The organism is Streptomyces sp. NPDC048514 (assembly GCF_043199955.1).
GTDB lineage: Bacteria > Actinomycetota > Actinomycetes > Streptomycetales > Streptomycetaceae > Streptomyces.
On record NZ_JBICWT010000001.1, the window covers coordinates 88,648 to 112,641 of the forward strand.

Below are 23,994 nucleotides of genomic sequence, written 5' to 3' on the forward strand. Positions count from 1 at the left end.
CCGACGGGACACCGTGGGGGAGCGGGAGGGGGTCAGTGCGCGGGCGCGTCCGTGACCACGACCTCCTCGATGCTGCGCTCGATCGCCTCGGGCGTGGAGGCGGTCGCCTTGGCCCAGTAGTAGATGACCAGGGAGAAGGCCGCGATGACCAGGATGTCCCACCACAGCGGGATGGTGCCCCGGCCGCCGAAGCCGCCGAGCCAGGAGATCACGCCCAGCCCGATCAGGTAACCGGGCAGCCACTGCGCGGCCTTGAAGTCCAGGCGGGGCGCGTCCGGCAGCCGCTTCTTCGTGGCGTACCAGGCGTAGGAACCCAGCAGTACGTAACCGAGCAGGATCGCGAAGCCCAGCCGCCACAGGGTGTCCCAGCCGGCCCAGTAGATGATCAGGTTGGCCACAACGAACGACGCCGGCGAGACGAACCTGCCGCCGGGCAGCCGGTAGGGGCGCTCGTGGTGCGGCAGGCGGTCGGCGAAGACGCCGTAGGCCAGCGGCGCGCCCGCGTACATGAGGACGCTCGCCGAGGTGATGAACCCGACCAGCTCCTGCCAGCTCGGGAACGGCAGGAAGCAGACCACACCGGTGATGAACGACATGATGAGGCCGAACCACGGCACGCCGCGCTTGTCGGTCTTGGCGAACGACTTCGGCAGGTAGCCGTTCTTGGCCAGTCCGAAGGAGACGCGGGAGGTGGCGGTGGTGTAGATCAGGCCGGTGCCGCCGGGCGAGATGATCGCGTCGATGTACAGCACCCAGCCCAGCCAGCCGAGGCCCACCAGGGTCGCCAGGCCCGCCCACGGGCCGCTGATGCCGGCGAAGTCCAGCTTGGCCCAGCCGTGCGCGAACGAGGCGTGCGGCAGCGCGGCGATGAACACGACCTGCAGGAGTATGTAGATCACGGCGCCGATCGCCACCGAGCCGAGGGTCGCCCGCGGCAGGTCGCGCTTGGGGTTGCGGCTCTCACCGGCCAGCTGGATCGCCTGCTCGAAGCCGAGCAGCGCGAAGATGATGCCGCTGGAGCTGATGGCGCCGAGGACGCCCTTGGCGCCGAACGGGGCGAAGCCCTCCGAGGTGAAGTTGCTCGCGTGGAAGTTGCCCACGGCGATGATGAAGATCGCCGCGAGCGGGACGGCGATCTTCCACCAGGTGGCCGCGCTGTTGGTGTGCGCCAGGGCCCGCACACCGAAGAAGTTGACGCCGACGAAGACCGCCATCAGGGCGACCGCCGTGAGGAAACCGCTGGTGGTCAGCGTTCCGTCGGCGTGCTGCAGAGCCTGGGCCCACTTCCAGTGACCGGCGTAGCCGATCATGGCCTCGACCTCGATCGGGGCCACGGTGGCGGCCTGCAGCCAGGCGAACCAGCCGAAGGACATGCCCGCCAGGCCGCCGAAGGCGTAGTGCGGGTAGCGGGCGGTGCCGCCCGCCACCGGGAACATGCCGCCGAGTTCGGCGTGCACGAGCGCCAGCAGCACGATCGCCACCGTGCCGATCACCCACGAGATGATCGCCGCGGGACCGGCCACGACGACCGCCTTCTCGGCGCCGTACAGCCAGCCGGAGCCGATGATGGACCCCACGGAGGCCCACATCAGGCCGATCAGTCCGACATCGCGGCGCAAGCCGCCGGACTCCGTCTGGGCCTGTGGCAAGGCGTCGACTTTCGCCATGTCAAGTGGCCTCTCAGTTCATGAACGCAAAATTAACGGGCAAGAAGGCCACAGGCTAGGAAAAGTTACGGCGCCAGCAAAAGACTGTTTCCCAAAACTTGACCCTGGATCTTGTCCGAATTGGGAAGAGTCTTCGTACAGGTCAGACATCAACTCCGAATGTCAATATTCAGCGCCTAATTGTGAGAAGAAAGAGAGACAGGCTAGCGGAGCCGCGGGATTTCGATCGCCGGGCAGCGGTCCATGACCATCTCCAGGCCGGCCTCCCGGGTCCGCGCGTACGCGGCCTCGTCGACGACCGACAGCTGGAACCACACGGCTCGCGCCCCCTTCGCCACCGCCCCGTCGGCCACCGCGCCGGCCAGCTCGCCGTTGACGAAGACGTCCACCACGTCCACGTCGAACGGGATGTCCGCGAGTGAGGCGTAGCCCGGCTCGCCGTGCACCGTCTCGGCCCTGGGGTGCACCGGCACGATCCGCTTGCCGAACCGCTGAAGCACCTGCGCCACGCCGTACGCGGCCCGGTCGCGGTTGGTGGACAGGCCCACCACCGCCCAGGTGTCGCCCAGCTCGGTCAGAATCCTGCGGATCGTCGCTTCGTCGCCGTACACGGCCGTCTCCTCGGGCAGCGGGGGGGGGGACCTCGGATCCCCGGGGTCCTCGTCGGTTCGGGCAACAGCGCTCGGGGGACGCTGATTCCCGCCCCCGTACCCCGCCACGGTGCCCGGAATCGGCGCAAGTGCCTGCGTAGCGCCCCCCGCCCGCCTACGCTCGCCCCGTGCTCCGCATCCTCGACGCCCGTACCGGCGAGCCCGTCACCGCCACGCCCGCCCGCCGCGGCCTGACCCGCATCGAGGCCCACGCCTCGGGTCTCGACCCGACGGCGCTGCGGGTGCTGGTCACCGCCGACCTGCTCGTCCGCGCCCTGGAACTGGGCGGCACCCCGGTCTGGACGAGCCTCTTCGCGCCCCGGCAGCAGGCCGAGCTGCGTGCGGCGGCCACCACGCTCGGGATCCGCCCGCTGGAGGACGGCCGTGACCTAGCCGCCGGACTGGGCGAGGCGCAGGCGATCCACGTCGTGGCGGAGGACACGGGGCGCGTCCACGGCAATGGGCCGGTGGCGCTTGTGGCACCGGTCACGTGGACGGGAACACCACGGCCGACCCCCGCACCGGACCCCGCGAGCCCGGCCACCCGTACCGACGCGAGCCCGGCCGACCGTACCGAGGAGCCCGCCGACTCGCGCCGCCCGCTGTCCGCCCTGCTCTCCGACCCGGCCGCGCTGCGGCTGGCGCTGCTCTCCGTGCCGCGCGGTGAGACCGTGCTGCTCGACGACGCCGTGCTGGACGGGGCGGCGCGGCAGCTGTCCCGATGGCGGCGGGCCGTGGCCGAATGGGCGCGGCAGCCCTCGCGGCCGGTGCCCGAAGAGGTACGGACACGGCTGCGGACCGCCTGGGAGGACGATCTCGATCTGCCCGGCGTTCTGGCCGTCCTCCGGGACGTGGAGACCGCGCCGGACCTGCCCGCCGGCGCGCGCTTCGAGACGTACGTCTACGCCGACCGGCTGCTCGCCCTCGATCTGCCCCGCGACATCGGCAGTGCGGCGTGATCGACCGGGCGGGCGCCGGCCCGCAGCGCCGCCTGGTGCTGCTGCGGCACGCCAAGTCCGCCTGGCCCGAGAGTGTCGAGGACCACCGCAGGCCGCTCGCACCGCGCGGCCTCAGGGACGCCCCGGCCGCCGGACGTGCCCTCGCCGACGCCGGTGCTCTGCCCGACCTCGCCCTGTGCTCCACCGCCGAGCGCGCCCGCCGCACCTGGGAGCTGGCCGCCGGCCAGTGGGGCACCCCGCCACCGGTCCACTTCGACCGGCGGCTGTACGCGGCCGGCGCACCGGACCTGCTGGAGGTCGTGCGCGAGGTGCCGGACCGGGTGGAGACCCTGCTGCTGGTCGGGCACAACCCGGGGCTGGAGGACCTGGTCCTGGAGCTGGCCGGGGACGGCCTCGATGACGCGCTGGAGCGGGTGCGGGTGAAGTTCCCCACGTCCGCCATCGCCGTCCTGACCTGGCGCGGCACCGGCTGGCCCGCCCTCGCCCCGGCGGCCGCCCTGCTCACCTCGTTCACCGTGCCGCGCGGACACAAGGGCGGGGAGAACAGGCGGAAGGGGTGACGGGGCCCGGGGAGTGGCGGGGGAGAGAGCGGCAGGTACCAGGGAGTGGTGGGGGCGCGGCGGGGGCCTGGACCGACGGGCCGGGGAGGGGGCCGGCGCGCTCGCATAGGCTGACCGGATGCAGGACGAGTACCGCACAGTCGCCCGCGCCGGCGTGCACGAGACCGAGATCAACCGCTCCCGCTTCCTGTGCGCCGTCGCCCCGGCCGCCACCGAGCGGGAGGCGCAGGAGTTCATCGCCTCCGTCCGCAGGAAGCACGCCGACGCCAGCCACAACTGCTGGGCGTACGTCATCGGCGCCGACGCCTCCGTGCAGAAGGCGAGCGACGACGGCGAACCGGGCGGCACCGCCGGCGTCCCCATGCTGCAGATGCTCCTGCGCCGCGACATGCGGTACGCGGTCGCCGTCGTCACCCGCTACTACGGCGGCGTCAAGCTCGGCGCCGGCGGCCTCATCCGCGCCTACGGCGGATCGGTCGGCGAGGCCCTGGACGCGCTCGGCACGATCACCCGGCGCCGCTTCCGGCTGGCCACGGTGACCGTCGACCACCAGCGCGCGGGCAAGGTCGAGAACGACCTGCGGGCCACCGGACGCGCGGTACGGGACGTCCGCTACGGCGAGGCCGTGACCATCGAGATCGGCCTGCCGGACGCCGACGTCGACGCCTTCCGCGCCTGGCTCGCCGATGTGACGGCCGGCACGGCGGGGTTCGAGCCGGGCGGGGAGGCGTACGGCGACGCGTGAGGACGATGGACGCCTGAGTCAGGACGGTGACGGCTCCGGGGTCAGCTTCTCCTGGCCGATCCGGCTGCCCGACTGGTACACCGTGACGAAGCCGCCGTGCACCACGTAGCGGTACTCGCCGTTGCGGGCCTCGTACCCCTTGCTCGTCGCCTCCGCCTTCATGGCGATGCCCTTCTCCCGGCCGTCGCTGAACTCGCCGTAGTAGTACAGCGTTCCGGATCCGGTGCGGCACAAGGTGATCTGCTTGTTGTTCGTGCGGAACGCCTGGACGAGCCGGGCGCCGTCGCCGCCGGGCAGCCCTGCCGCTATCCGGCCCGGACAGGCGGGCGCGGTGCCCGTGGGGGCCGGGCCACCGGCGTCCGACGAGTCGTCGCAGCCCTGCGCCAGCACGCCGATCACGAAGAACACCGCGAGGGCAGCGAAGCAGCCGCCAAGGCAGCCGCCGCTGCGGGACCTCTTCGGGGGCGGGGCGTAGCGCCTGGGAGAGGGGGTGCGGACCGGCTCCGGACGCCGCGGCGGCGAGGTGGGGACGCGCGGCGCGGTCGGCCGGTAGCCCGTGGTGGCGGACGACGGGAAGAACACGCCTTCCTCGGTGCCGGTACGGCGCGTGCCCGGCGTGGCGCCGGTCCGCCCGCCCGGCGTGGCGGACGAGCCCGGCCGGGAGGTCCGCGGCGTGGCCCGGGGCGTCGCGGCGGAGGGCGTGCTCCGGGGCGTGCTCGTGCGGGGCGTCGAGGAGGACGCGGGGGCGCTGCGGCCGGTGGCCGGGCGGGGCGGGGTCTTGCGTGGTGCGGACTTCTTCGCGGTCGCGTCCCCGGTGGACGGCGCTCTCGGGGTGGTCTTCCGCGCCGCCTTCCAGGGGGTGCCGCACGCGATGCAGGTCAGGTCGGTGCGCGCGTTGTTCGTGTCACAGTCCGCGCAGCGCCAGGGGGCGGACGGGCGACCGGCGCCACCGGGCCGCTTGGCGGCCGGCCGCGCGGCGGCCCCGCCGGAACCGGCCGCTTTCGTCCCGGCCGTCTTCGCGGGCGTCGGCGCCGGCGTGCCACCAGCCGACGCCGGCCTCGCGCCCGCCGCGGACCCGGGCTTCGAGCCCGACGCCGTCGCCGGCTTCCCACCGGCCGGGGACCCCGGCTTCGCGGACGCCTTCGGCGTCGACCGGGGCGGGAGCGATGTGGTGCCGCGCCGAGACCCGCCGCAGACCGTGCATGACGATTCCACGGGCTCGTTGAACGTGTCGCAGTCCGCGCAACGCCAGTTGGCCGATGCCGCCACCTCGTGCCGCCCTCCCTCTCCTGTCGGTCCCGCCGCGCCCTCAGCCCGTGTCGCCGTCGACGCGGGCCGCCACCGCGGCGAACAGTTCCTCGGACGCGTCGGAGGCGGGTGCGGCCACCCACTCCCGCGGACTGTCGAGGGGCACCCGCGGCAACCCGGTGTCCTCCGCCTCGTCGTCCAGGTCCTCGGGGATCCCGAAGCGCCGCCGCAACAAGTCGCCGTACTGCTCCGCCTCGTCGTGCCGGTCCGCCGGTACGTCCACCCGGACCACCAGGAGGCCGGGCGTCGGCCCCTCGGGGAAGCGGAGGTGGAAGACCCACTGGGACAGCCCGTCCGCGCCCTGCGGAACCAGCCGGAGCCGGGAGCAGTGGCGCACGTGTGACCTGATGCGCCCGTAGCGGAGCCAGTGGAAGGTCAGATAGCCGGAGTGATCGCACTCCAGCTCGAACTCCGGCCAGTCCAGCTTCACAGGCTGTTCGCGATCGTCTCGATGATCTCGTCCATCTCGAACTCCTCCAGACCCTCTCCGGCCTTGGAGGCGAAGTGGAGCGTGAGGTCCCACTCCTCGGCGATCGGATCGGACCAGGGAGCCTGGTCCGGCGCGAACAGCACCAGCCGCTTCGCCGACTGCTCCATCACCGCGGTCTGGCTGCGGGCGTATCCCCACCGCTCGAACAGCTCGTCGAGGCTGCCCGGGATGGAAGCCGGATACCCCGGTACGGAGGCGTGCGCGCCCAGCGGATGGGCCGGCGCATCGGTGAACATCACGATGACGTGCCGCCTGCGGTCGAGCCCCTGCTCCCACGGCGAGTCGATGGCCAGCGCCAGCGCCTCCAGACCGGACTCGGGAATGTCACCGCCGCCGGACGCGTCGATGCCGCGCACGAACTCCTCGAAGTCCCGGGACTGCTGGGGGAGTCGGAGGAACCCGGTCTGCTGGACGGCGGTCGAGGCGTCGTCGCCGAAGTCACGGAAGGCGATGACCTTCAGCCGCAGCTGGCTGATCGCCTTGCCCTTCTTCGCCATCACGTCGTGGAGCCGGTCGTGGAACTGCAAGGCGCTCGACTTCACGTTGTCGAGGACCGGGAACATGCTGCCGGTCGCGTCGACGCACAGCACGATGTCGACGGCGTACTGCAGATTCCCCTGGTACTGCTCGATGTCGCTCATACGGAGTCTCCTGGAGGGGGCGGGCGGGATACGACGGTCGCCGGTGGACCCGGGCGGGTCAGGACGGGCCGGGGCGCGGGCGCCGGCCGCCGAGATTGATGCGGACCCGGGAGCTGCGTTCCGCCGGGGCCCCGGCGGCGGGCGGCGTCGCGGGCGCGTCGGGAGCGGCGGGCGCCGAGGGGGTTGCAGGCGCCGAAGGTGCCGAGGGTGCCGAAGGCGTCGTGGGTGTCGCGGGGGTTGCCGGGGCCGCGGGTCTGTCGGCTTCCGGGGTGGTGCGCGGCGGCTCCGGAGGGGTCGTCGCGGTCCGGGGGCGGGGCGTGGAGGTGAGGTTCCTGCCCTTGATCCGGCTGGTGCGGGGGCCGGGAGCGGACGCTTTCGCCGCCCCCGCGGACGAAGCCGGCTTCGGCGGCGAAGTCGGCTTCGACGCGGCGGACTTGCTTCTGCCCGACCCCGGACGCCGGTGCTGCAGGGCGCACACCCGCGGGTCGGACAGTGTCTTAAGGAAGGTCGCGATCCGTGGCCGGCCACCCGGGGCGCGCCCGGTCATGGCCCGCAGCAGACCCAGCATGTCGTCCGACAGCCGGGTGTCCAGGTCGAGGCCCTCACCCGCGTTGACGGCGTCGGCGGGCGAGCCGTACCGCTTGTCGTGGTGCGGCAGTTCGCCCGTCAGATACAGGTGGGTCATCAACCCGAGCGCGAAGACGTCCACCGCGCAGGTCAGGTGCTGGGGTCCGACCGACTCGTCGCGCTGCATGTAGCGGCGCCACTCGGGTGCGCCGTACACCGAGTCGCCCGCGATGTCGTCGGGCTCGGGCGGCTTGCCCGATACGTAGGAGTCGTCGAAGTCGATGAGTTTCGCCGTGTGGAACGCGGCACCGTCCCGCTTCTGCACCAGTACGTTCAGCGGCTTGAGGTCGCCGTGTACGACGTCGATGTCGTGCAGCTGCTTCAGGCTGTTGCCCAGGGTCTTGAGCAGCACCATCTTGTTGCGGGGCTCCAGGGACTGCGGTTTCTCCAGGCTGGAGGTGTCGATCCGCTCGGTGACCTTGTAGTAGGTGCTGCCCTCGTGGAAGAAGTCGGTGGCCAGCACCAGGTTGCCGCCGCCCCGGGCGTCCGGGCGCAGCCGCTCCATGATCGTGCGGTGCCGCTGCTCGAACTCGCGGGCCAGCTGCCGCCGGATCCGGACGCTCGGCGAGTCCGGCGCGTCGTCACGGGGCCGCTTGGGTTCCAGGAACCGCTTGACGAAGTACTGGGTGCCGCCCTTCTCGGCGAACGCCCATATGCATTTGCCGCCGCCCGCGTTCGTGGGCTCGCTGCTGATGCGGTAGCCCCCGATGACATCGCCCTTCTTCATGCGCGCTCCTCGAGTGCCGGGGGCAGATGGGTCTCGTAACCGGCGCGGTAGGCGTGCCAGGTGCTGTCCTGCCACGCGCGGACCCGGGCCGGGAGGTCACCGGGATCGTCCGGTGCGTGCGCCGGGCCGGGTCCCGCCCCGCCGGCAGGGGAGGAGTGATCGTCCAGGCCGCGCGGCCGGGTGCGGACGTAGCGTTCGGTCATCTCGTCCAGACGTGCGGCGAAGTGTTCGCGCAGGTCCTTGAATCCCCGGTAGCCCAGCGCCACGACGGCGAGCGAGGCGTCGTCCGCGGTGTAGGCCTGCACCTCCCGGCGGATGAGGTCGGCCCATTCCCCGACGGTCCCCGCCTGGTGCAGGGTGCGCAGCAGCAGTGTCTCGAAGTCGGCCGGCGTGTGCACATAGCCGAAGAACCCATCGGTCGCGGCCACCAGCACACAGGGGAGCGGATGCGTCAGGCTCCGGCCGTCGATCTCGAACTCCCGGTCCGCGCACACCAGGTTGGTCATCGGCGGGTCGGTGCGGAGCAGTTCCAGGGCGTCGCTCTCCCGGGTGTGGTCGCGGGTGAGCACCTGCAGCCCGCTGCGGGAGCGGAGCACGTACGCGCGCGAGTCACCGGCCCACAGCGGCCGAAGTTCGAGCTCCGGCCGGTCCCGCGTGCCCACCAGGCGGTAGTGCACCGAGGCGAGCGTGGTGGGCAGCTGACGGCGCATGGTGCCGCTGATCTTGCTCCGGCGTTGCGGTGCGTAGCCGAGGAAGAAGCGGAGATACTCCCGCAGGGTCTCCGGCGTGGCCGGTTCGCCGTCCGCCGCGACATCGTGGAACCAGACGTCCGTGGCCAGCCGGGCCACCCGGGCTCCCACCCATGCGCTGGTGCGGCTCTCCCCGTCGGAGGCCTGCCACACGGGTGCGGCGCCCGCACCGCCCGATCCGTCGAAGACCGCGAGCATGCCCTGGTCGCTGCCGAGGTGATACGCGACGAACGGGTCGGCGTCCTCACCGCGCCCGGGCATCCGCTCGGTCCACACGGACAGCGCCAGCAGCCCCATCTGATCGTGGTCGACGCACCAGATCCGCTGCGGCACGGGCCGGCCGGCCGAGCCGCCGTCCGGCGTGTCCGGTGCGATCGGCGTGGCCGGTGCCGTGGACGTGCCCGGTGAGGTCGCCGTGTCGGGCGGGACGGCGACGGCCGAGGACAGGGCCCGGCCGGCCGGCGCCGGCGGCCGGCCGGCGGGCCCGTGCCACGGCTCGTGCGGACCGGTCGGGTACGCCGCCGGCGTACGGGCCGGTACGGCGGGATACCCCGTCGGCGTGCCGGTACGGGCCGGCGGCCGTGCCGTGGGGTCCTGATGTGCTGTCATCACCGCTCCCCGCTGCTGTCGGAGGTGTCCGGACGGTGCCTCTTGGCGGTCCCGCGCACCCGGCTCACCTTCGGGGCGGTGCCGTCCGTACGCCGCTCGGCTCCGCCGTCGTCGGCCCGGCGGCCGGCCCGCCCGTCGGCGCCCGGGCTGTACGAGCCGTATGCGCTCCGCCCGTCGTCGGCCCGGCCGCGGGCCAGCCCGTCGGCGCCCGGGCCACCCCCGTCGTGTTCGCTCCGGCCCTCGTCGGCCCGGCTTCCCGAGCCGTATGCGCTCCGCCCACCGTCGGCCCGGCTTCCCGTGTCGTGTCCGCTCCGGCCCTCGTCGGCGGTCCGGCCGTCGCCGTGCCGTCCGTGGCCCCTGCCCCGGGTGCCGGTCCGTTCGTCCGCGGGACCGGGCAGCGGTTCGTCCTCGGGCGGTCCCGCGGTCCCGGCCGGCCCGGAGCGCCGGCTGCCGGTGCCGGTGCCGGAGAGCCGCGAGCGGGATGCGCCGCCCGCGTCCCGTGGGCGCGCACGCGGGGCAGGGCCCGGGTCACCGTCGTGACGGCCCCGCAGCACCTCGCCCTTGAGCGGTTCGCGTGCGCCGCCGCCCGGCCCGTCCGGATCCTCCACGCCGCCGCGCCCGCCCGGATCCTCGTCGCGGTCACCGTCGCGGTCGCGGTCGCGGTCTCCGGCACCCGGCTCCAGGGCGCGGGCGAGGCTGCCGCGCAGCCGTCCGCGTCCGCCGGCCGTCTCGAACAGGCCGTCGCCGTCACGGAGCACCTCCTCCAGCACCGCGCGCTCCAGCTCGGCCTGCTCGAAGGGCTCCCGGTCCGCGTCGCCGCGCTCCAGGACCATGCGCATCACCTCGCGCCGGACCTCCCGCTTCTCCGCCTCGCCCTTCTCGATCCAGGCGAGCGCGGCGCGCGGGCCCTCCTTCTCCATGATCCCGGCGATGAGCCCGTCGACACCCTCCTCGCGGATCATGTCAAGGTGCCGTCTGCGGCGCATGCCCTCCAGCCGGGTCTCGCGCACGACGTCCCGGAACTCACGCCCGCTGCCGGCGATCTCGTCCTCGTCGACGAGGAGTTCCGTCTGGATGTTGCGCAGCCGGATCGCGTCGTCGCCGCTGAACCGGGCGAGGGCCGCGTTGAGCGCCATCTCCGTCTCGTGGAACTCGGCGATGTCGTAGTCCCGGGCGACCGACTGGAGCGTCTTGCGCAGATAGCCGTAGAGCGCGCCGCTCATGTCCCGGATGCCGCGGGCGACCACCTCGGCGGGGTCGGCGACCCGGCACACGAGGTCGACCCGGCTGCGGAAGGAGAACGTGGGGTCGCGGCTGAGCAGCGGGATGACCAGGATCAGCCGGTGCTCCGTCATGTCGACGGTGAACACGCTGCGGTACGCCCCGAACCGCGACGACGGGATCTCCTCGCCGCTGCGGATCGTCAGCGACGGCCCGCTGTCCCGTACGAGGACCAGGGCGCGGCCGGGAGCCGGCGGGCGCAGCGGATTCACCAGCCGCCACTTGGGCACGTCGTCGCTGCTCAGGACCGGGTCGTAGGTCTGTTCCTCCATGTCTCCCCCTCTCCTTCCAGTGCTGTCGGGGATACCGCCGGTGCGATGGGACTCACCGGGCGCGGTCGAGGGTGCGCAGCAGGCGGGCGGCGCCCGCCGAGGGCTTGTCGCGGTCGCGAGCCCATTTCTCCAGCCACCAGGTGAGGCGCTCGCGGTGCCGTCCGGGCCGGCGGGCCACCGACAACAGCAGCGCTCCGACGGCGTCGAGGGAACCGGGACTCTTGCCGGCGTACTCGTCGATCCACGTGTGCAGGGCTTCCAGCGCGGAGTCCTGCACCGGCCGGCGGGCCAGGGCGCGTGCCCACAGCTCGGCCAGCCGGTCGTGATGCCGGGGCAGTTCGGTGAGCAGGACGGGCACACCCGGCACGCGCGCGTCCCCACGGCCGTCGGCGGTGTCGACGACCGGCTCCTCGTACGGCTGGGACACCGCGAACACGAAGGCCGACAGCGACTTGACGACCATGGGGGACAGGTCCTGCGGCTCGGACCAGTCCAGATAGGCCTGCAGCAGCGCGGCCGTCTGCCCCTGGTGGAGGAGGTGGACGCCGCCCCAGGCCACCGACGGCAGCGTCCCCCAGTCGTCCCCCCGGTCCAGTGCGCTGCGCAGGACGGCCACGGCCCGGTCCGGCGCCGTACGGCCGAGCAGCCCGCCCACCGCGTTCGCCGCGGTGCCGGCCAGACGGCGCTGGTGGGCGGACGAGTTGCCCCGCGCCCACTCGTGGAGCAGCTCCCACACCGCGTCCGCCGTCTCCGGCCGGCTGCCCGCCACGCCGAGGGCCGTCGCGGCGGCCTGCCGCAGCGGCCAGGAGGTACTGCCGGCCCAGGCCGTCAGGAAGCGGTGCACCGCATAGTGCGGATCGGTCAGCGCCAGCACGCCCGCCGCGACCGAGGCCCGTGCGCGCACCTCCAGGTCCCGGTGGTGCAGCAGGCCGCGCAGCCAGTCCAGTACGGCCTCGCGGCGTCCGTCCAGCAGATTCCAGGCGTAGGACAGGATGACCTGTCCCAGCAGTGCGCTGCGGAACCGCACGCGGGGCGGCGCGAAGCCGCCCTCCGCGGGCAGGTCGAGCCGGATCCACTGTTGCTCGTGTCCCAGCCGGTCCCCGAACCGGAGGTCGGGTGGGGAGGCCTCGGGCGCGACGAGCGCGGTGCGCAGCCGCACCGCGGCGTCCGCGACGGTGAGATAGCCGCACTCCTCCAGCACGGCCGCCGCCAGGGCGAAGGCCACCGCGTCCGGGGCGCGGTACCGGTGGAACCAGGCGCGCACCTGCTCGCTCGGGTCGCGCAACCGCGCCACCTCGGCGCTCACATCGCCGTCCGCGCGGATCACGGAGGCCAGCCGGGCGGCGTTCCTGGCCGCGGGCTGCTCGCGCAGCGCCGCCGCGGCGCCGGTGCGTTCCAGCAGGGCGCGCAGATCGGCGTGGGCGTCCGCGCTGCCGCTGTGGCCCAGCACCCGCCGCTCCACGATGGCCGACGGGTCGACCGGGAGGAGCGGCTGCCGGGCCACCTGGTCGCCGCCCGGGCCGGCCGCGAGCACGTCCAGGTCGTGGCCGCCGGTCAGGATCAGGAAACTGCCGGAGGCGCGCAGGGCGGCGACGACCGCGGCCCAGCGGGCCGAGCCGTGGGCGTGCCCGCCGAGGAAGGCGGAGGTGAACGTCTCGTCGAGGGCCGGCCCGTCGTCCAGCGCGGCCAGGTAGCCGGAGTTCTTCACGGGCGGTTCCCAGCCCGCGTCGAGCACCGCGGCGGGCGTCAGCAGCCGGTGGCAGCCCGCACCGCCGCCGTCCATGGCGAGCGCTTCGCCCAGCAGGTTCACGGCGACGGCCTCCCGGCCGCTGCCCGGCGCTGCGGTGAGCACCAGCACCCGCCGCTCGCACAGGGCGTCCAGGGCATCGCCGTAGCCCTCCGGCGCGACGAACAGTTCGGTGTGATCGGCGATGTCGGTCACGTCCATGGCGAGCACGGACACCCCGCCGGGCCGTGCGCCGCCGGCGGGGGCGCCACCGCCGTGGGCGCCGCCCGGATGGAAGCCGCCGCCGAAACTCACGTCCGCGTTGAACAGTGCCAGGGTGCCGATGCGGGTCCCGGAGGCGTCGGCGTTCAGCCGCCGGGCGATCTCGTCGGCGAGGGCTCCGGCGCGCAGCGCCTCGGACCGCTCGGCGTCGTCCCGGCCGCTGCCCTCGGCCAGTGAACGCAGCGCGTCCCGCTCGCTGACCGGCCCGTCGTGCTCCTCCGCGTCCGTGCGTGGGGATGCGAGGTCGCGCGCCGGATCGTCCTTCCCGGCCTCGGCCCTGTCCTTGTCGACTCCCGGGTCCCGCTTGTCAGCTCCCGGGTCCCGCCCGGCGACTCCCGGGTCCCGCTTGGCGGGTTCCGTGTCCCCGCGCCGTGGCGGATCGTGCGGGCGGTCCACGGCACCGGCTCTGGACCGGGGGCTCTCCGAAGCACTGTCGTCGCTCATGATCTGGTCTCTTCGGCCTTCGATCTGCGGTGCGGTCGGTGCGGTGCCCGTCGGGCGCATGCCGGCACGCGGCGCACGCGCGCGTGCGCTCGGGCCAGGTGCCGAGTGCGGGGCGCGGAGCGCGCGCCGCCGAACGGCGGGACGGCCCGCCCGGCGGCAGCCAGGTCCCTACGAGGTCGTCCAGTTCCCCTGCACGTCGACCTTCCCGTTGAACACCTGTGCGTTCTTGATGAGCGCGGCGGTGATCTGGGCCCCGGACCGGCCCTGAGCGGCGACGGCCTCGTCGACCAGCCGCCGGACCTCCGCCTCGAATTCCGGGTCGAGCAGCATCTGCGCGGCGAGCTGCCGTTCGAGGGCCTGCTGGGCGTCCTCGTCGTCGGGGGAGCCGGTGACCCGGTCCAGCGCGCCCTCCGCGTCCGCGTTGCCCCGGAACCGGGCGCGGATCCGTTCGACCAGACGGGCGCCACCGGCCCAGCCCGAGCGGCCGGCCTCCTGACCCGCCGTCTCCAGCGCCCCCTTGGCCACGAGCGCCACGCCCGCCGCCGCCACGGCCGTCACCGGATCCATGCCGTTCCCCCCGAAATACCGCCTGAACAGGGCAGTCAATCTAGGGGACGTGGACAAACCCCGGAGTGCTTCTTCTCACATTGGCCGAAAGTCGCCGCCTCGCGGCCGCCGATGCCCGGTGAGCGAGCTGGGCGCAGCGTGCCCGGGGCGTGGGCGTGGGCGTGGGCGTGGGCGTGGGCGCGGAGCGGTCGGGCGGCGGCCGGGGCCCGGCCGTGATGTCGGACCCGGCCGATAGTCTCGGGAATCATGAGACTCCTGCACACGTCCGACTGGCATCTCGGCCGGGCCTTCCACCGGGTGAACATGCTCGGGGCCCAGGCCGGGTTCATCGGTCACCTCGTCACCACCGTGCGCGAGCGCGAGGTGGACGCGGTGGTCGTGTCGGGCGACGTGTACGACCGTGCGGTGCCGCCGCTCGCCGCGGTCGAACTGTTCGACGACGCCCTGCACCGCCTCGCGGACCTGGGCGTGCCCACGGTGATGATCTCCGGCAATCACGACTCGGCCCGCCGCCTGGGCGTCGGCGCCGGACTCATCGACCGCGCGGGCATCCACCTGCGCACCGAGCCGTCCGCCGTCGGCACCCCGGTGATCCTGCGGGACTCCCACGGCGACGTCGCCTTCTACGGCCTGCCGTACCTCGAACCCGCCCTGGTGAGGGACGAGTTCGGGGTGGACGGGGCGGGCCACGAGGCGGTGCTCGGCGCCGCCATGGACCGGGTCCGTGCCGACCTCGCCACGCGCGCCCCCGGCACCCGTTCCGTCGTCCTCGCCCACGCCTTCGTCACCGGCGGGCAGGCCAGCGACAGCGAACGCGACATCACCGTCGGGGGAGTGGCCGCCGTACCGGCCGGCGTCTTCGACGGCGTGGACTACGCCGCGCTCGGGCATCTGCACGGCTGCCAGACCATCACCGAGCGCGTGCGCTACTCCGGCTCCCCGCTCGCCTACTCGTTCTCCGAGGCCGGCCACCGCAAGAGCATGTGGCTGATCGACCTCGGCGCCGACGGCTCGGTCACCGCCGAACGCGTCGACTGCCCGGTGCCGCGCCCGCTCGCCCGCGTCCGCGGCACCCTGGACGGCCTCCTCGCCGACCCCGGACTGGACCGGCACGAGGAGGCGTGGGTCGAGGCCACCCTCACCGACGCCGTCCGCCCTGCCGATCCGATGGCCCGGCTCGCCGAGCGCTTCCCGCACACGCTCAGCCTGGTCTTCGCCCCCGAGCGGGCCCCGGACGATCCGCAGGTGTCCTACGCCACGCGCCTCGCGGGCCGCAGCGACCAGCAGATCGCCCGGGACTTCGTCACCCACGTGCGCGGCGCCCGCCCCGACGAGCGGGAGACGGCCGTACTGCGGGACGCCTTCGACACGGTGCGCGCCGACGCCGCCGTACGGGAGGTGGCCCGGTGAGGCTGCACCGGCTGGACCTGACCGCCTTCGGTCCCTTCGGCGGTTCGCAGAGCGTCGACTTCGACGCCCTGTCCGCCGCCGGCCTCTTCCTGCTGCACGGCCCCACCGGCGCCGGCAAGACCTCCGTCCTGGACGCCGTGTGCTACGCCCTCTACGGCGCCGTCCCCGGCGCCCGGCAGAGCGGCCAGGGCATGAACCTGCGCAGCGACCACGCCGAGGCGCGCACCCGCACCGAGGCCCGCCTGGAACTGACCGTGGCCGGACGCCGGCTGGAGATCACCCGGCAGCCGCCCTGGGAGCGGCCCAAGCTGCGCGGCAAGGGCACGACCGTCGACAAGGCCCAGACCTGGCTGCGCGAGTACGACGGCGCGGCCGGCGCCTGGAAGGACCGCAGCCGCTCCCACCAGGAGATCGGCGAGGAGATCACCCGGCTCCTCGGCATGAGCCGGGAGCAGTTCTGCCAGGTCGTCCTGCTGCCTCAGGGCGACTTCGCCCGCTTCCTGCGCGCCGACGCCGAGGCCCGCGGCCGGCTGCTCGGCCGCCTCTTCGACACCCAGCGCTTCGCCGACGTCGAGAAGCGCCTCGCCGAACGCCGGCGCGCCACCGAGGCGCGCGTGCGGGAGGGGGACGCGGCCCTCCTCGCCGACGCCCACCGCATGCAGCAGGAGGCCGGCGACGCCATGGAGCTGCCCGAACTGGCCCCCGGCGACCCGGGCCTGGCCGCGGAGGTCCTCGGTGCCGCCGCCGTCGCCCGCAGCACCGCACGCGAACGCCTCACCGTGGCCCACTGCCGCCTCGGCTCCGCCGAATCCGCCCACGCCACGGCGCAGCACGCCCTGCGGGAGGCCCGCGAACTCGCGCGACTGCAGGGCAGGTTGGCCGAGGCCCGGCAGCGCGCGGAGCGTCTCGAAGAGCGGGCCGGCGACCACCGCGAGGCACAGCAGCGCATGGAGCGGGCCCGCAAGGCGGAGGCCGTCGCGCCCGCACTGGAACTGCGTGAGGCCGCCGAGGCGGAGCACCACCGGGCCGGCCGGGCCGAGGCACAGGCACGTGCGGCGCTGCCCGGCTCCCGCGCAGACGCCGGAGCGAGCGGACTGGCCGCCGCCGCCCGCCGGGCCACCGAGGAACTGGGCGGCCTTGACACCGCCCGGCGTGCCGAGCAGCGGCTCGCCGACCTGAGGGAGGAACGGGCCGGGCTCGGCCGCCAGGAGCGCGCCGACGAGGACGCCCTGCGCGAGGCCGACGCCTGGCTCGCCGACTGGGACACCACACGAGCGGCGCTGCAGGCCCGCGTCGACTCGGCGCAGGAGGCCGCCACCCGCGCCGAACAGCTCGCCGTCCAGCGGGACCCGATGCGGCGCCGCCTCACCGCCGCCCGCACCCGGGACGAACTCGCCGCGGACCTGGCGGAGGCGCAGCGCCGGGCACTCGCCTCCGAGCAGCGCGCCCTCGACGCCCGCGCCCACTGGCTCGACCTCAAGGAACAGCGCCTGACCGGCATCGCCGCCGAACTGGCCGCCCACCTCACCGACGGCGAACCCTGCGCGGTCTGCGGAGCCACCGAACACCCGGCCCCGGCCCGCAAGGACGCCGGGCACGTCGACCGCGCGACCGAGGACGACGCCCTCGCCGCCCACCAACGCGCCGAGGACCGGCACGGCGAGGACGAGCGGCGCCTCGGTGTCCTGCGCGAGGCCCTCGCCGCCGCCACCGCCGAGGCCGGCGACACACCCACCGCCCGGCTCGCCACCGAGGCCGACGAACTCGAACGGCACTACGCCCGCGCTCGTCGCGACGCCTCCGCCCTGCACGCCGCCCACGAGGAGCTGCGGCGCACCGAGCAGGAGCGCGATCAGCGGCTCGCCGATCGTCAGCAGGCCGCCGTGCGCGCCGCCGCCCGGCTCACCCGGCGCGAGAGCCTGGAGCGCGAACAGGCGCTTCTTGAAGAGGAGTTGGCGCAGGCGCGCGGTGCGGCCGAGAGCGTGGCCGCGCGGGCCGCGCAACTGGAGCGGGAGGCGGCGCTGCTCACCCGGGCCGCCGACGCGGTGCGCGCCGCGGCGGACACCGCGCAGCGTCTGAAGGAGGCCGACGCCCGGCTCGCCGACGCCGCCTACCGGGCCGGTTTCGAAACCCCCCGGGCCGCGGCCGCCGCACTCCTGGACGCCGCCGCCCACCGCGAACTGCAGCACCGCCTCGACGCCTGGCAGAACGAGGAGGCCGCCGTACGCGCGGTACTGGCCGAGGCCGACACCGCGGCGGCCGCCCGGCAGGCCCCGGCCGACCCGGCCACCGCCGAGCGGACGGCGGACACCGCGGAACGCCGGCTGCGCGAGGCCGCCTCCGCACGGGACGCCGCCGCCCGCTGCTGCGCCGAGCTGGACCGTCTCTCCGCGCGGGCCGCCGCTGCCGTGCGCACCCTCGCACCGCTGCGCGACGAGTACGACCGGGTCGCCCGGCTCGCCGCCCTCACCGCCGGCACCTCCGCCGACAACGAACGCAGGATGCGCCTGGAGTCGTACGTGCTGGCGGCCCGGCTGGAACAGGTGGCCGCCGCGGCGACCGTCCGCCTGCAGCGCATGTCGTCGGGCCGGTACACCCTCGTCCACTCCGACGACCGCACCGGGCGCGGCCGCAGCGGTCTCGGCCTGCACGTGGTCGACGCCTGGACCGGACGGGAACGGGACACCGCCACCCTCTCCGGCGGCGAGACCTTCTTCGCCTCCCTCGCGCTCGCCCTCGGCCTCGCCGACGTCGTCACCGACGAGACGGGAGGCGTCCGCCTGGACACCCTCTTCATCGACGAGGGCTTCGGCAGCCTCGACGACCAGACCCTGGACGAGGTCCTCGACGTCCTGGACTCCCTGCGCGAACGCGACCGCAGCGTCGGCATCGTCAGCCACGTCGCCGACCTGCGCCGCCGGATCCACGCCCAACTGGAGGTCGTCAAGGGCAGATCGGGGTCGGTGCTCAGGCTGCGCGGTGTCGGATGAGACAGGCGCGGGGACGGCCGCGTGACGCGTGACGTCAGTGCCCCAGCGGCCGCCGGGGCAGCGGTGAGGAGTACACCACGCTGGTGGTCACCGAGCCGAGCGCGCCTATCTTCCCCGAGATCTTCTCCAGGTGGGACATGGAGCGCGCGGCGACCTTGATGACGAAGCAGTCGTCGCCCGTGACGTGGTGCGCCTCGAGGATCTCGGGGGTCACCGCGACCAGGTCGTGGAACGGCTTGTAGTTGCCGTTGGGATACCTCAGCCGCACGAACGCCAGGATCGGCAGGCCGAGCCGCTCGGGGTCGACGACCGCCGCGTACCCCTGGATCACGCCGGCCTCCTCCAGCCGGCGGACCCGTTCGGTGACGGCGCTCGCCGACATGGAGACCTCGCGGGCCAGCTCGGCGTAGCTGGCCCGTCCCGCGCGCTGAAGGACCTCGAGGATGCGCCAGTCGGTGGCGTCCGGGGAATACACGGTCATCCCGGATGAATAGCAGGGCAATCCCCGGCCGGGCAAGAGGAAGGCCGTGGATCGGCCCTTCAACGCCCCGGCCCCGGACCATAGATTCTCAGCCATGACGACCACGACGGCCATGACGACCACGACCGCCGGCGCAACAGTCACGACGACCGCACCGCCGACGACCGCACCGCCGACGACCGCGCCGGCTTCCACCGGCGCCGTTTCCGGGAACCCGGTTCTGCGCGTCGCCCCCGCCGCCCCCGCCGAGGCGGCCGCCTACTTCCGGGCGAGCCTCGCCTTCCACGCCGACGTCTCCGACGTGGCGGCCGCGCTCGCGTCCGGTACCGACCCCGGCTTCACCGTCGTCGACACCCGCTCCACCGAGTCCTGGGACCAGGGCCACCTCCCCGGCGCGATCCATCTGCCGACCGCACTCGTCCCCGAGCAGGCCGAGGGGCTCCTGGACAGGTCGGTGCCCGTCGTGACGTACTGCTGGGGCCCCGGCTGCAACGGCGCCACCCGCGCCGCCCTCGCCCTCGCCGAACTCGGCTACCGGGTGAAGGAGATGCTCGGCGGCTTCGAGTACTGGGCCCGCGAGGGCTTCGGCTACGAGACCTGGCAGGGCCCGGCACGCCGGGACGCCGACCCGCTGACGGCCCCCCTGGAAGGCGAGTGCGGCTGCTGAGGCGTCGGCGCCTCCGCACACAGCGCACCGGACCGAACCGGCCGGCACGCTCGCGTCAGGTGCTCAACGCAACCCCTCGAAGGCGATGTTCAGGTGCCGGGGGCCGCGCAGCACGGCGTTCGGCCGGTAGGGCGGCGGGTCCTCGACCAGACGAGGGTCCTCCAGCCGCCGGGCCAGCTCGGACAGGGCGATCTGCGTCTCCAGGCGGGCCAGCGGTGCGCCGAAGCAGCTGTGGATGCCGCTGCCGAACCCGAGGTGCTGGATGTCCTCGCGGTCGGGGTCGAAGCGCCCGGGGTTCTTGAACCGCTCCGGGTCCCGGTTGCCGGCGGCGAGGACGAGCCAGATGCGGGAGCCCTTGGGGATCCTGACCCCGCGCACCTCGATGTCGGCGATGGACGCACGCTGCGGCACGAGCTGGACCGGCGGCTCGTAGCGCAGCAGCTCTTCCACGATCCTGATCGAGAGGCCGGGGTCCTCGCGCAGGCGCTGCAGGATCTCCGGGTGGCGCAGCAGGGTCAGCATGCCGTTGGTGATCAGGTTGACGGTCGTCTCGTGACCGGCGATCAGCAGCAGGACGGAGGTGCTGAGCACCTCCATCATCGTCATGGAGCCTTCCGGGCCGCGGCTGTCGACCAGGTCGGACAGGAGGTCGTCCTGCGGATCCTTGGAGCGCTGCTCGACCAGCCCGGCCAGGTACATGCCGAGCTGCATGCGGGCCTCCTGCGCGGCCTTGTGGAAGTCGGGGTCTCCGGCATGGCGCGTCTCGGGGTCGAGGGTCGCGACCAGCGGATCGACCCACGCACGGAACCGCGGCTCGTCCTCCCGGGGGACCCCGAGCAGCCGGCAGATCACCGTCACCGGGAAGGGATAGGCGAACTGGTCGACCAGGTCGATCTGACGCGCGTCTCCGAAGCCGTCGATCAGCCCCGCGACGATCTCCCGCATCTCCCCCCGCATGTTCTCGATCCGCCGGGGCCGGTGCGGCGGGCCGAAGGCGCTGTTGGCGATCCGCCGCAGCCGGTCGTGCTCGGGCGGGTCGAGGCGCAGGAACGACGGCGGCAGCCCGCCCGTCTCGTCCCCCTGGTTCAGCGAGTCCTCGTCCCCGGCGGCGGCCAGGTTCTTGGCGTCGGAGCTGATCCGCGGATCGTGGAGCAGCGCCTTGATGTCGTAGTACGAGCTGATGATGTACGGGCCGTTCTCCTCCTCGTGGAGGACCGGTGTCCTGCGGAGTTCCTCGTACACCGGGTAGGGGTTGGCGCGGTTCGCGAAGTCGGTGATCTGACGCAGAAGCGAGTCGTGCGGCATGACAGGTCCTTGGAGCGTCGGCGCCGGGCGGCGGTCAGTGGCGGGCGGGATGGAAGACCAGCTGCTGGTCGGCCGGCGAGTAACCGCTGAGGGTCACCATGGGGCCGTGCGTCGGCAGGGACGGGTCCGGGAAGTCGGCGTCCACCGGATTCCGGCCCTCGGGGCGCCGGTCCATCGTCGGGTAGTCCACCGGGAACGGCGCGCCCTGCTCGATCTGCCGCTCGTAGAACTCCAGCCAACGCGTGTTGTCGAAGCTCACGGCGGCGATGACACGCCCCTTGTAGCCGTACACGCCGACGAACCGGCGTTCGGCCAGCGAGCCCTGCGTGATCATGAGCTGCTCGCCCATGGGCGGCACACCGACCGACTTGATGTTCACACCGAACATCGAGGACCAGAAGGCCGGCACCCACAGGTGCGGCCGCCGGTCCTCGCCCTCGCTGATCATGTTGTGCGCGGCCGTCTCCGCCTGCGCGACGGCGTTGCCCCAGTGTTCGAGCGAGAGGAACTGGTAGCCGAACAGCGCGTGCGGGGAACGCGCCACGTCACCCGCGACGAAGACGTCGTCGGTCACGATGCCCCGGAAGTCGAAGGCCCGGCAGCCCGCGTCGCAGGCGATGCCCCGGGGCCCGGCACCGAGACCGGACCCGGCCAGCCACTCGGTGTTGCGCATCGACCCCAGCGAGACGACCACGACATCCGCCTCGACGGTGCTCTCGTCGGACAGATGCACGGCCCGCACCCTGCCCGCCGGGTCGCCCTCCAGCGAGGTCACCGTGACCCGGGTGCGCAGGTCCACGCCGTTCTCGATCTGCAGATCGGCGGCGACCGCACCGATCACCCCGCCGAGCGCGCCCACCAGCGGGGCGCCCGCGCGCTCCGCCACGGTGACGGGGATGCCCATCTCCCGGCAGGCCGAGGCGACCTCCGAACCGGCGAACCCGGCACCGATGATGAACACCCTGCGCGGCCCCGCCTTCAGCCGCTGGTAGAGCCCCACCGCGTCGTCACGTGTGCGCAGCAGGCAGACGCCGTCCAGCCGCGCCTCCTCCTCCTTCGGCCAGGGCCGGGCACGGACGCCGGTCGCGATCAGCAGCCGGTCGTACTCCACCTCGTCCCCGTCGGCCAGCCGCACCCGCCTGGCGGTCAGGTCGAGACCCGCCGCCGCGACCCCCAGCCGCCACTTGGCGTCGACCTCCCGGCGGTGCGGCAGCTCGGTGTGGCGCGGGGAGGCCTTGCCCAGCAGCACCCCCTTCGACAGCGGCGGCCGGTCGTACGGCTCGTACGGCTCGTCACCGATCATGGTGAGCGAACCGGTGAAACCCTCTGCGCGCAGCGTCTCAGCGGCGCGCAGACCGGCCAGCGAGGCGCCGACGATCACGATCCGGCCCTCACGCTTGAACCGGTCGAGGTGATCAGCGCACATCGGACGCCCCCCACGCGGATCCGGCCACCGACCCCTGTGCCGGCCCGTCCGGGGACCCGCCGGCTCCGTCCAGCCCGTCGGCGGTGATCGCCTGCACCGGGCAGGCGGCGACGGCACGCGCCACCCGCTCCCGCTGGTCCTGCTCCGCCCGCGGGTTGTACAGCAGCGACTCCTCGCCGTGCATGGCGAAGACATCGGGCGCGAGGAACGCGCACTGCGCGTAACCCTGACACTTGTTGAGATCGACGACGAGCCTCATCGACGGTCCGCCCTTCCGGTGGCCAGGTCCGGTGCGCACCACGCGTTGCGTGCGGTCATCTCCGGACGGCGGTCATGTCCCGCACGCCAGCATGGGAGCCGCGCCGGTCCGCCCGCGCGCCGGGCGGGCCGTTCGGGTGAGGCCGGGAGTGGGGGTGGGGCCGGGCCGGCCGGATCACGCGGAGGCGGCGGTACGGGCCCCGGTGCGGGGGCCCGTCACGAGGATGTGGACGCTGAGCAGCAGCGACCAGGCCGGGAAGACCAGTTCCGCCCAGGGCACGTTCGACGACAGGACGAGCAGCGCCAGGGCGGTCAGGAAGCCCACGGTCGTGAGCCAGCGCGGCAGGACACCGAGACGGTGGCCGATCACCGACATGGAGCTCACGAAGACGGCCGCCATCCGCATGGCGTACCCCGTCATCAGCGTGTACGCGAAGTGGCGGCCGAAGTCCCAGGCGGACAGCCCGGGCACCGTGCCGGCGGGGTGGCCGACCGCGAGCACGGCACCGGCCGCCGCCGCGGCACCGAACAACGTGGCGGTGAAGACCAGCCCGCTGCCGAGGAGGACCGTCGCGAGGAACTTGTCCTCGACCGCACCGACGTGCGCGCGCACCGCGCCGATGAACCACAGGAAGAAGATTCCGGCGAACGGCACGAGGGCCAGGGCCGTGCGCAGCGCCTTGCGCCGCCCGGACTCGGTGAACCACTGGACGGTGACCGCGTCGGCTCCCTGCGGAATTCCCAGCCGGACCAGGACGATCACCGCCGCCAGCAGCAGTGCGAACACCACACCGGCCAGCCCGGCCGCCCGCGGCGTCTCCAGTGCCTGCTGCCCCGGCCCCTTGTGCTGCATACCCGGCCCGCCTCCTCCGCATCGGCCCCCGGCACCAGCTAGCGACCTCCCCACCACTCGCGCCAGCGGGAGGCGGCCGTACGGCCGAGCGTGGACACGCCGGTCAGCGCACGGCCGGGATCCGCGCGAGCGTGGCCGCACCGGCCGGCTCAGCGGCGAGGTCGACGCCGTCCGCCCGGTCGGGCGGACGCGCCGGTCGGTTCACCCGGCGGCCGGGCCGTCGGCGAGTCGGCCTGGTCGGGTGGGGCGCACCGGTCGGTTCACCCCGGTGGCCCGGGCCGCCGGCGAGGCCCGTACGGT

At 73.9% G+C, this 23,994-nt stretch carries 22 protein-coding genes; 6 read left to right on the forward strand and 16 right to left on the reverse strand.

Annotated features, from left to right (window positions below; all coding sequences use genetic code 11):
* Positions 1–32 precede the first annotated feature (32 nt).
* Positions 33–1,667, reverse strand: coding sequence for an APC family permease (locus ACGFT2_RS00390; RefSeq protein ID WP_393271930.1), 1,635 nt, complete (start codon positions 1,665–1,667; stop codon positions 33–35).
* A 203-nt stretch (positions 1,668–1,870) separates the two neighbouring features.
* Positions 1,871–2,278: a CoA-binding protein gene (locus ACGFT2_RS00395; protein WP_393271931.1), complete on the reverse strand. Its 408-nt coding sequence runs from the start codon at positions 2,276–2,278 to the stop codon at positions 1,871–1,873.
* A gap of 167 nt (positions 2,279–2,445) precedes the next feature.
* On the opposite strand from ACGFT2_RS00395, the gene ACGFT2_RS00400 reads away from it, so the two are divergent.
* The 3 genes from ACGFT2_RS00400 (at position 2,446) to ACGFT2_RS00410 (ending at position 4,581) form a co-directional block, all read left to right on the forward strand.
* The gene (locus ACGFT2_RS00400) at positions 2,446–3,276 is read left to right on the forward strand and encodes a hypothetical protein (RefSeq protein WP_393271933.1); all 831 of its coding nucleotides are present in this window, start codon (positions 2,446–2,448) and stop codon (positions 3,274–3,276) included.
* Positions 3,273–3,836 carry a SixA phosphatase family protein gene (locus ACGFT2_RS00405; protein WP_393271935.1) on the forward strand — a complete coding sequence of 188 codons (564 nt, stop codon included), beginning with the start codon at positions 3,273–3,275 and terminating at the stop codon, positions 3,834–3,836. Before ACGFT2_RS00400 ends, ACGFT2_RS00405 begins: the two co-directional genes overlap by 4 nt.
* A gap of 118 nt (positions 3,837–3,954) precedes the next feature.
* Complete coding sequence (locus ACGFT2_RS00410; protein ID WP_393271937.1) at positions 3,955–4,581, forward strand: YigZ family protein; 627 nt, start codon at positions 3,955–3,957, stop codon at positions 4,579–4,581.
* 18 nt (positions 4,582–4,599) lie between these two features.
* On the opposite strand, the gene ACGFT2_RS00415 is transcribed toward ACGFT2_RS00410, so the two are convergent.
* From ACGFT2_RS00415 to ACGFT2_RS00455, 9 genes are all read right to left on the reverse strand, one after another.
* Entirely contained in the window at positions 4,600–5,163 is a 564-nt protein-coding gene (locus ACGFT2_RS00415) for a hypothetical protein (protein WP_393271939.1), read from the reverse strand.
* A gap of 322 nt (positions 5,164–5,485) precedes the next feature.
* Positions 5,486–5,785: a hypothetical protein gene (locus ACGFT2_RS00420; protein WP_393271941.1), complete on the reverse strand. Its 300-nt coding sequence runs from the start codon at positions 5,783–5,785 to the stop codon at positions 5,486–5,488.
* Positions 5,786–5,890: 105 nt separating this feature from the next.
* Complete coding sequence (locus ACGFT2_RS00425) at positions 5,891–6,319, reverse strand: hypothetical protein (RefSeq protein WP_393271942.1); 429 nt, start codon at positions 6,317–6,319, stop codon at positions 5,891–5,893.
* Entirely contained in the window at positions 6,316–7,020 is a 705-nt protein-coding gene (locus ACGFT2_RS00430) for a vWA domain-containing protein (RefSeq protein ID WP_393271944.1), read from the reverse strand. Before ACGFT2_RS00430 ends, ACGFT2_RS00425 begins: the two co-directional genes overlap by 4 nt.
* A 58-nt stretch (positions 7,021–7,078) precedes the next feature.
* Positions 7,079–8,374: a lipopolysaccharide kinase InaA family protein gene (locus ACGFT2_RS00435; protein ID WP_393271945.1), complete on the reverse strand. Its 1,296-nt coding sequence runs from the start codon at positions 8,372–8,374 to the stop codon at positions 7,079–7,081.
* On the reverse strand, positions 8,371–9,732 hold the full coding sequence (locus tag ACGFT2_RS00440) for a serine/threonine protein phosphatase (RefSeq protein ID WP_393271947.1): 1,362 nt from the start codon (positions 9,730–9,732) through the stop codon (positions 8,371–8,373). Before ACGFT2_RS00440 ends, ACGFT2_RS00435 begins: the two co-directional genes overlap by 4 nt.
* Positions 9,732–11,285 (reverse strand): hypothetical protein, encoded by a 1,554-nt coding sequence (locus ACGFT2_RS00445; protein ID WP_393271949.1) that lies wholly within the window; start codon positions 11,283–11,285, stop codon positions 9,732–9,734. The genes ACGFT2_RS00440 and ACGFT2_RS00445 overlap by 1 nt, the downstream gene beginning before the upstream one ends.
* 52 nt (positions 11,286–11,337) lie before the next feature.
* Positions 11,338–13,737, reverse strand: coding sequence for a hypothetical protein (locus ACGFT2_RS00450; protein WP_393271951.1), 2,400 nt, complete (start codon positions 13,735–13,737; stop codon positions 11,338–11,340).
* A 168-nt stretch (positions 13,738–13,905) separates the two neighbouring features.
* On the reverse strand, positions 13,906–14,304 hold the full coding sequence (locus ACGFT2_RS00455; RefSeq protein ID WP_393271952.1) for a hypothetical protein: 399 nt from the start codon (positions 14,302–14,304) through the stop codon (positions 13,906–13,908).
* A gap of 246 nt (positions 14,305–14,550) precedes the next feature.
* Between ACGFT2_RS00455 and ACGFT2_RS00460 the strand changes: the two genes are divergently transcribed.
* The gene (locus ACGFT2_RS00460) at positions 14,551–15,714 is read left to right on the forward strand and encodes an exonuclease SbcCD subunit D (protein ID WP_393271954.1); all 1,164 of its coding nucleotides are present in this window, start codon (positions 14,551–14,553) and stop codon (positions 15,712–15,714) included.
* A complete protein-coding gene (locus ACGFT2_RS00465; RefSeq protein ID WP_393271955.1) occupies positions 15,711–18,704 on the forward strand; it encodes an AAA family ATPase in 2,994 nt (997 codons plus the stop codon). The genes ACGFT2_RS00460 and ACGFT2_RS00465 overlap by 4 nt, the downstream gene beginning before the upstream one ends.
* 34 nt (positions 18,705–18,738) lie before the next feature.
* Here the strand turns inward: ACGFT2_RS00465 and ACGFT2_RS00470 are convergent, their stop codons facing one another.
* Complete coding sequence (locus tag ACGFT2_RS00470) at positions 18,739–19,185, reverse strand: Lrp/AsnC family transcriptional regulator (RefSeq protein WP_393271957.1); 447 nt, start codon at positions 19,183–19,185, stop codon at positions 18,739–18,741.
* Positions 19,186–19,279: 94 nt separating this feature from the next.
* On the opposite strand from ACGFT2_RS00470, the gene ACGFT2_RS00475 reads away from it, so the two are divergent.
* The gene (locus ACGFT2_RS00475; protein WP_393271959.1) at positions 19,280–19,852 is read left to right on the forward strand and encodes a rhodanese-like domain-containing protein; all 573 of its coding nucleotides are present in this window, start codon (positions 19,280–19,282) and stop codon (positions 19,850–19,852) included.
* Positions 19,853–19,915: 63 nt separating this feature from the next.
* Here ACGFT2_RS00475 and ACGFT2_RS00480 read toward each other — a convergent pair whose 3' ends face one another.
* From ACGFT2_RS00480 to ACGFT2_RS00495, 4 genes are all read right to left on the reverse strand, one after another.
* A complete protein-coding gene (locus ACGFT2_RS00480) occupies positions 19,916–21,157 on the reverse strand; it encodes a cytochrome P450 (RefSeq protein ID WP_393271961.1) in 1,242 nt (413 codons plus the stop codon).
* Positions 21,158–21,191: 34 nt separating this feature from the next.
* Positions 21,192–22,583, reverse strand: coding sequence for an NAD(P)/FAD-dependent oxidoreductase (locus tag ACGFT2_RS00485; RefSeq protein ID WP_393271963.1), 1,392 nt, complete (start codon positions 22,581–22,583; stop codon positions 21,192–21,194).
* On the reverse strand, positions 22,573–22,842 hold the full coding sequence (locus ACGFT2_RS00490; protein ID WP_393271965.1) for a ferredoxin: 270 nt from the start codon (positions 22,840–22,842) through the stop codon (positions 22,573–22,575). The genes ACGFT2_RS00485 and ACGFT2_RS00490 overlap by 11 nt, the downstream gene beginning before the upstream one ends.
* Positions 22,843–23,016: 174 nt before the next feature.
* Complete coding sequence (locus ACGFT2_RS00495; RefSeq protein WP_393271967.1) at positions 23,017–23,694, reverse strand: hypothetical protein; 678 nt, start codon at positions 23,692–23,694, stop codon at positions 23,017–23,019.
* Positions 23,695–23,994 lie beyond the last annotated feature (300 nt).

Coding starts and splice junctions, on each gene's coding strand:
- ACGFT2_RS00450 (WP_393271951.1), bottom strand. CDS start 13,737: ATGAGCGACGACAGTGCTTCGGAGAGCCCCCGGTCCAGAGCCGGTGCC.
- ACGFT2_RS00485 (WP_393271963.1), bottom strand. CDS start 22,583: ATGTGCGCTGATCACCTCGACCGGTTCAAGCGTGAGGGCCGGATCGTG.
- ACGFT2_RS00480 (WP_393271961.1), bottom strand. CDS start 21,157: ATGCCGCACGACTCGCTTCTGCGTCAGATCACCGACTTCGCGAACCGC.
- ACGFT2_RS00470 (WP_393271957.1), bottom strand. CDS start 19,185: ATGACCGTGTATTCCCCGGACGCCACCGACTGGCGCATCCTCGAGGTC.
- ACGFT2_RS00390 (WP_393271930.1), bottom strand. CDS start 1,667: ATGGCGAAAGTCGACGCCTTGCCACAGGCCCAGACGGAGTCCGGCGGC.
- ACGFT2_RS00460 (WP_393271954.1), top strand. CDS start 14,551: ATGAGACTCCTGCACACGTCCGACTGGCATCTCGGCCGGGCCTTCCAC.
- ACGFT2_RS00445 (WP_393271949.1), bottom strand. CDS start 11,285: ATGGAGGAACAGACCTACGACCCGGTCCTGAGCAGCGACGACGTGCCC.
- ACGFT2_RS00420 (WP_393271941.1), bottom strand. CDS start 5,785: ATGCACGGTCTGCGGCGGGTCTCGGCGCGGCACCACATCGCTCCCGCC.
- ACGFT2_RS00495 (WP_393271967.1), bottom strand. CDS start 23,694: ATGCAGCACAAGGGGCCGGGGCAGCAGGCACTGGAGACGCCGCGGGCG.
- ACGFT2_RS00455 (WP_393271952.1), bottom strand. CDS start 14,304: ATGGATCCGGTGACGGCCGTGGCGGCGGCGGGCGTGGCGCTCGTGGCC.
- ACGFT2_RS00440 (WP_393271947.1), bottom strand. CDS start 9,732: ATGACAGCACATCAGGACCCCACGGCACGGCCGCCGGCCCGTACCGGC.
- ACGFT2_RS00490 (WP_393271965.1), bottom strand. CDS start 22,842: ATGAGGCTCGTCGTCGATCTCAACAAGTGTCAGGGTTACGCGCAGTGC.
- ACGFT2_RS00435 (WP_393271945.1), bottom strand. CDS start 8,374: ATGAAGAAGGGCGATGTCATCGGGGGCTACCGCATCAGCAGCGAGCCC.
- ACGFT2_RS00430 (WP_393271944.1), bottom strand. CDS start 7,020: ATGAGCGACATCGAGCAGTACCAGGGGAATCTGCAGTACGCCGTCGAC.
- ACGFT2_RS00410 (WP_393271937.1), top strand. CDS start 3,955: ATGCAGGACGAGTACCGCACAGTCGCCCGCGCCGGCGTGCACGAGACC.
- ACGFT2_RS00475 (WP_393271959.1), top strand. CDS start 19,280: ATGACGACCACGACGGCCATGACGACCACGACCGCCGGCGCAACAGTC.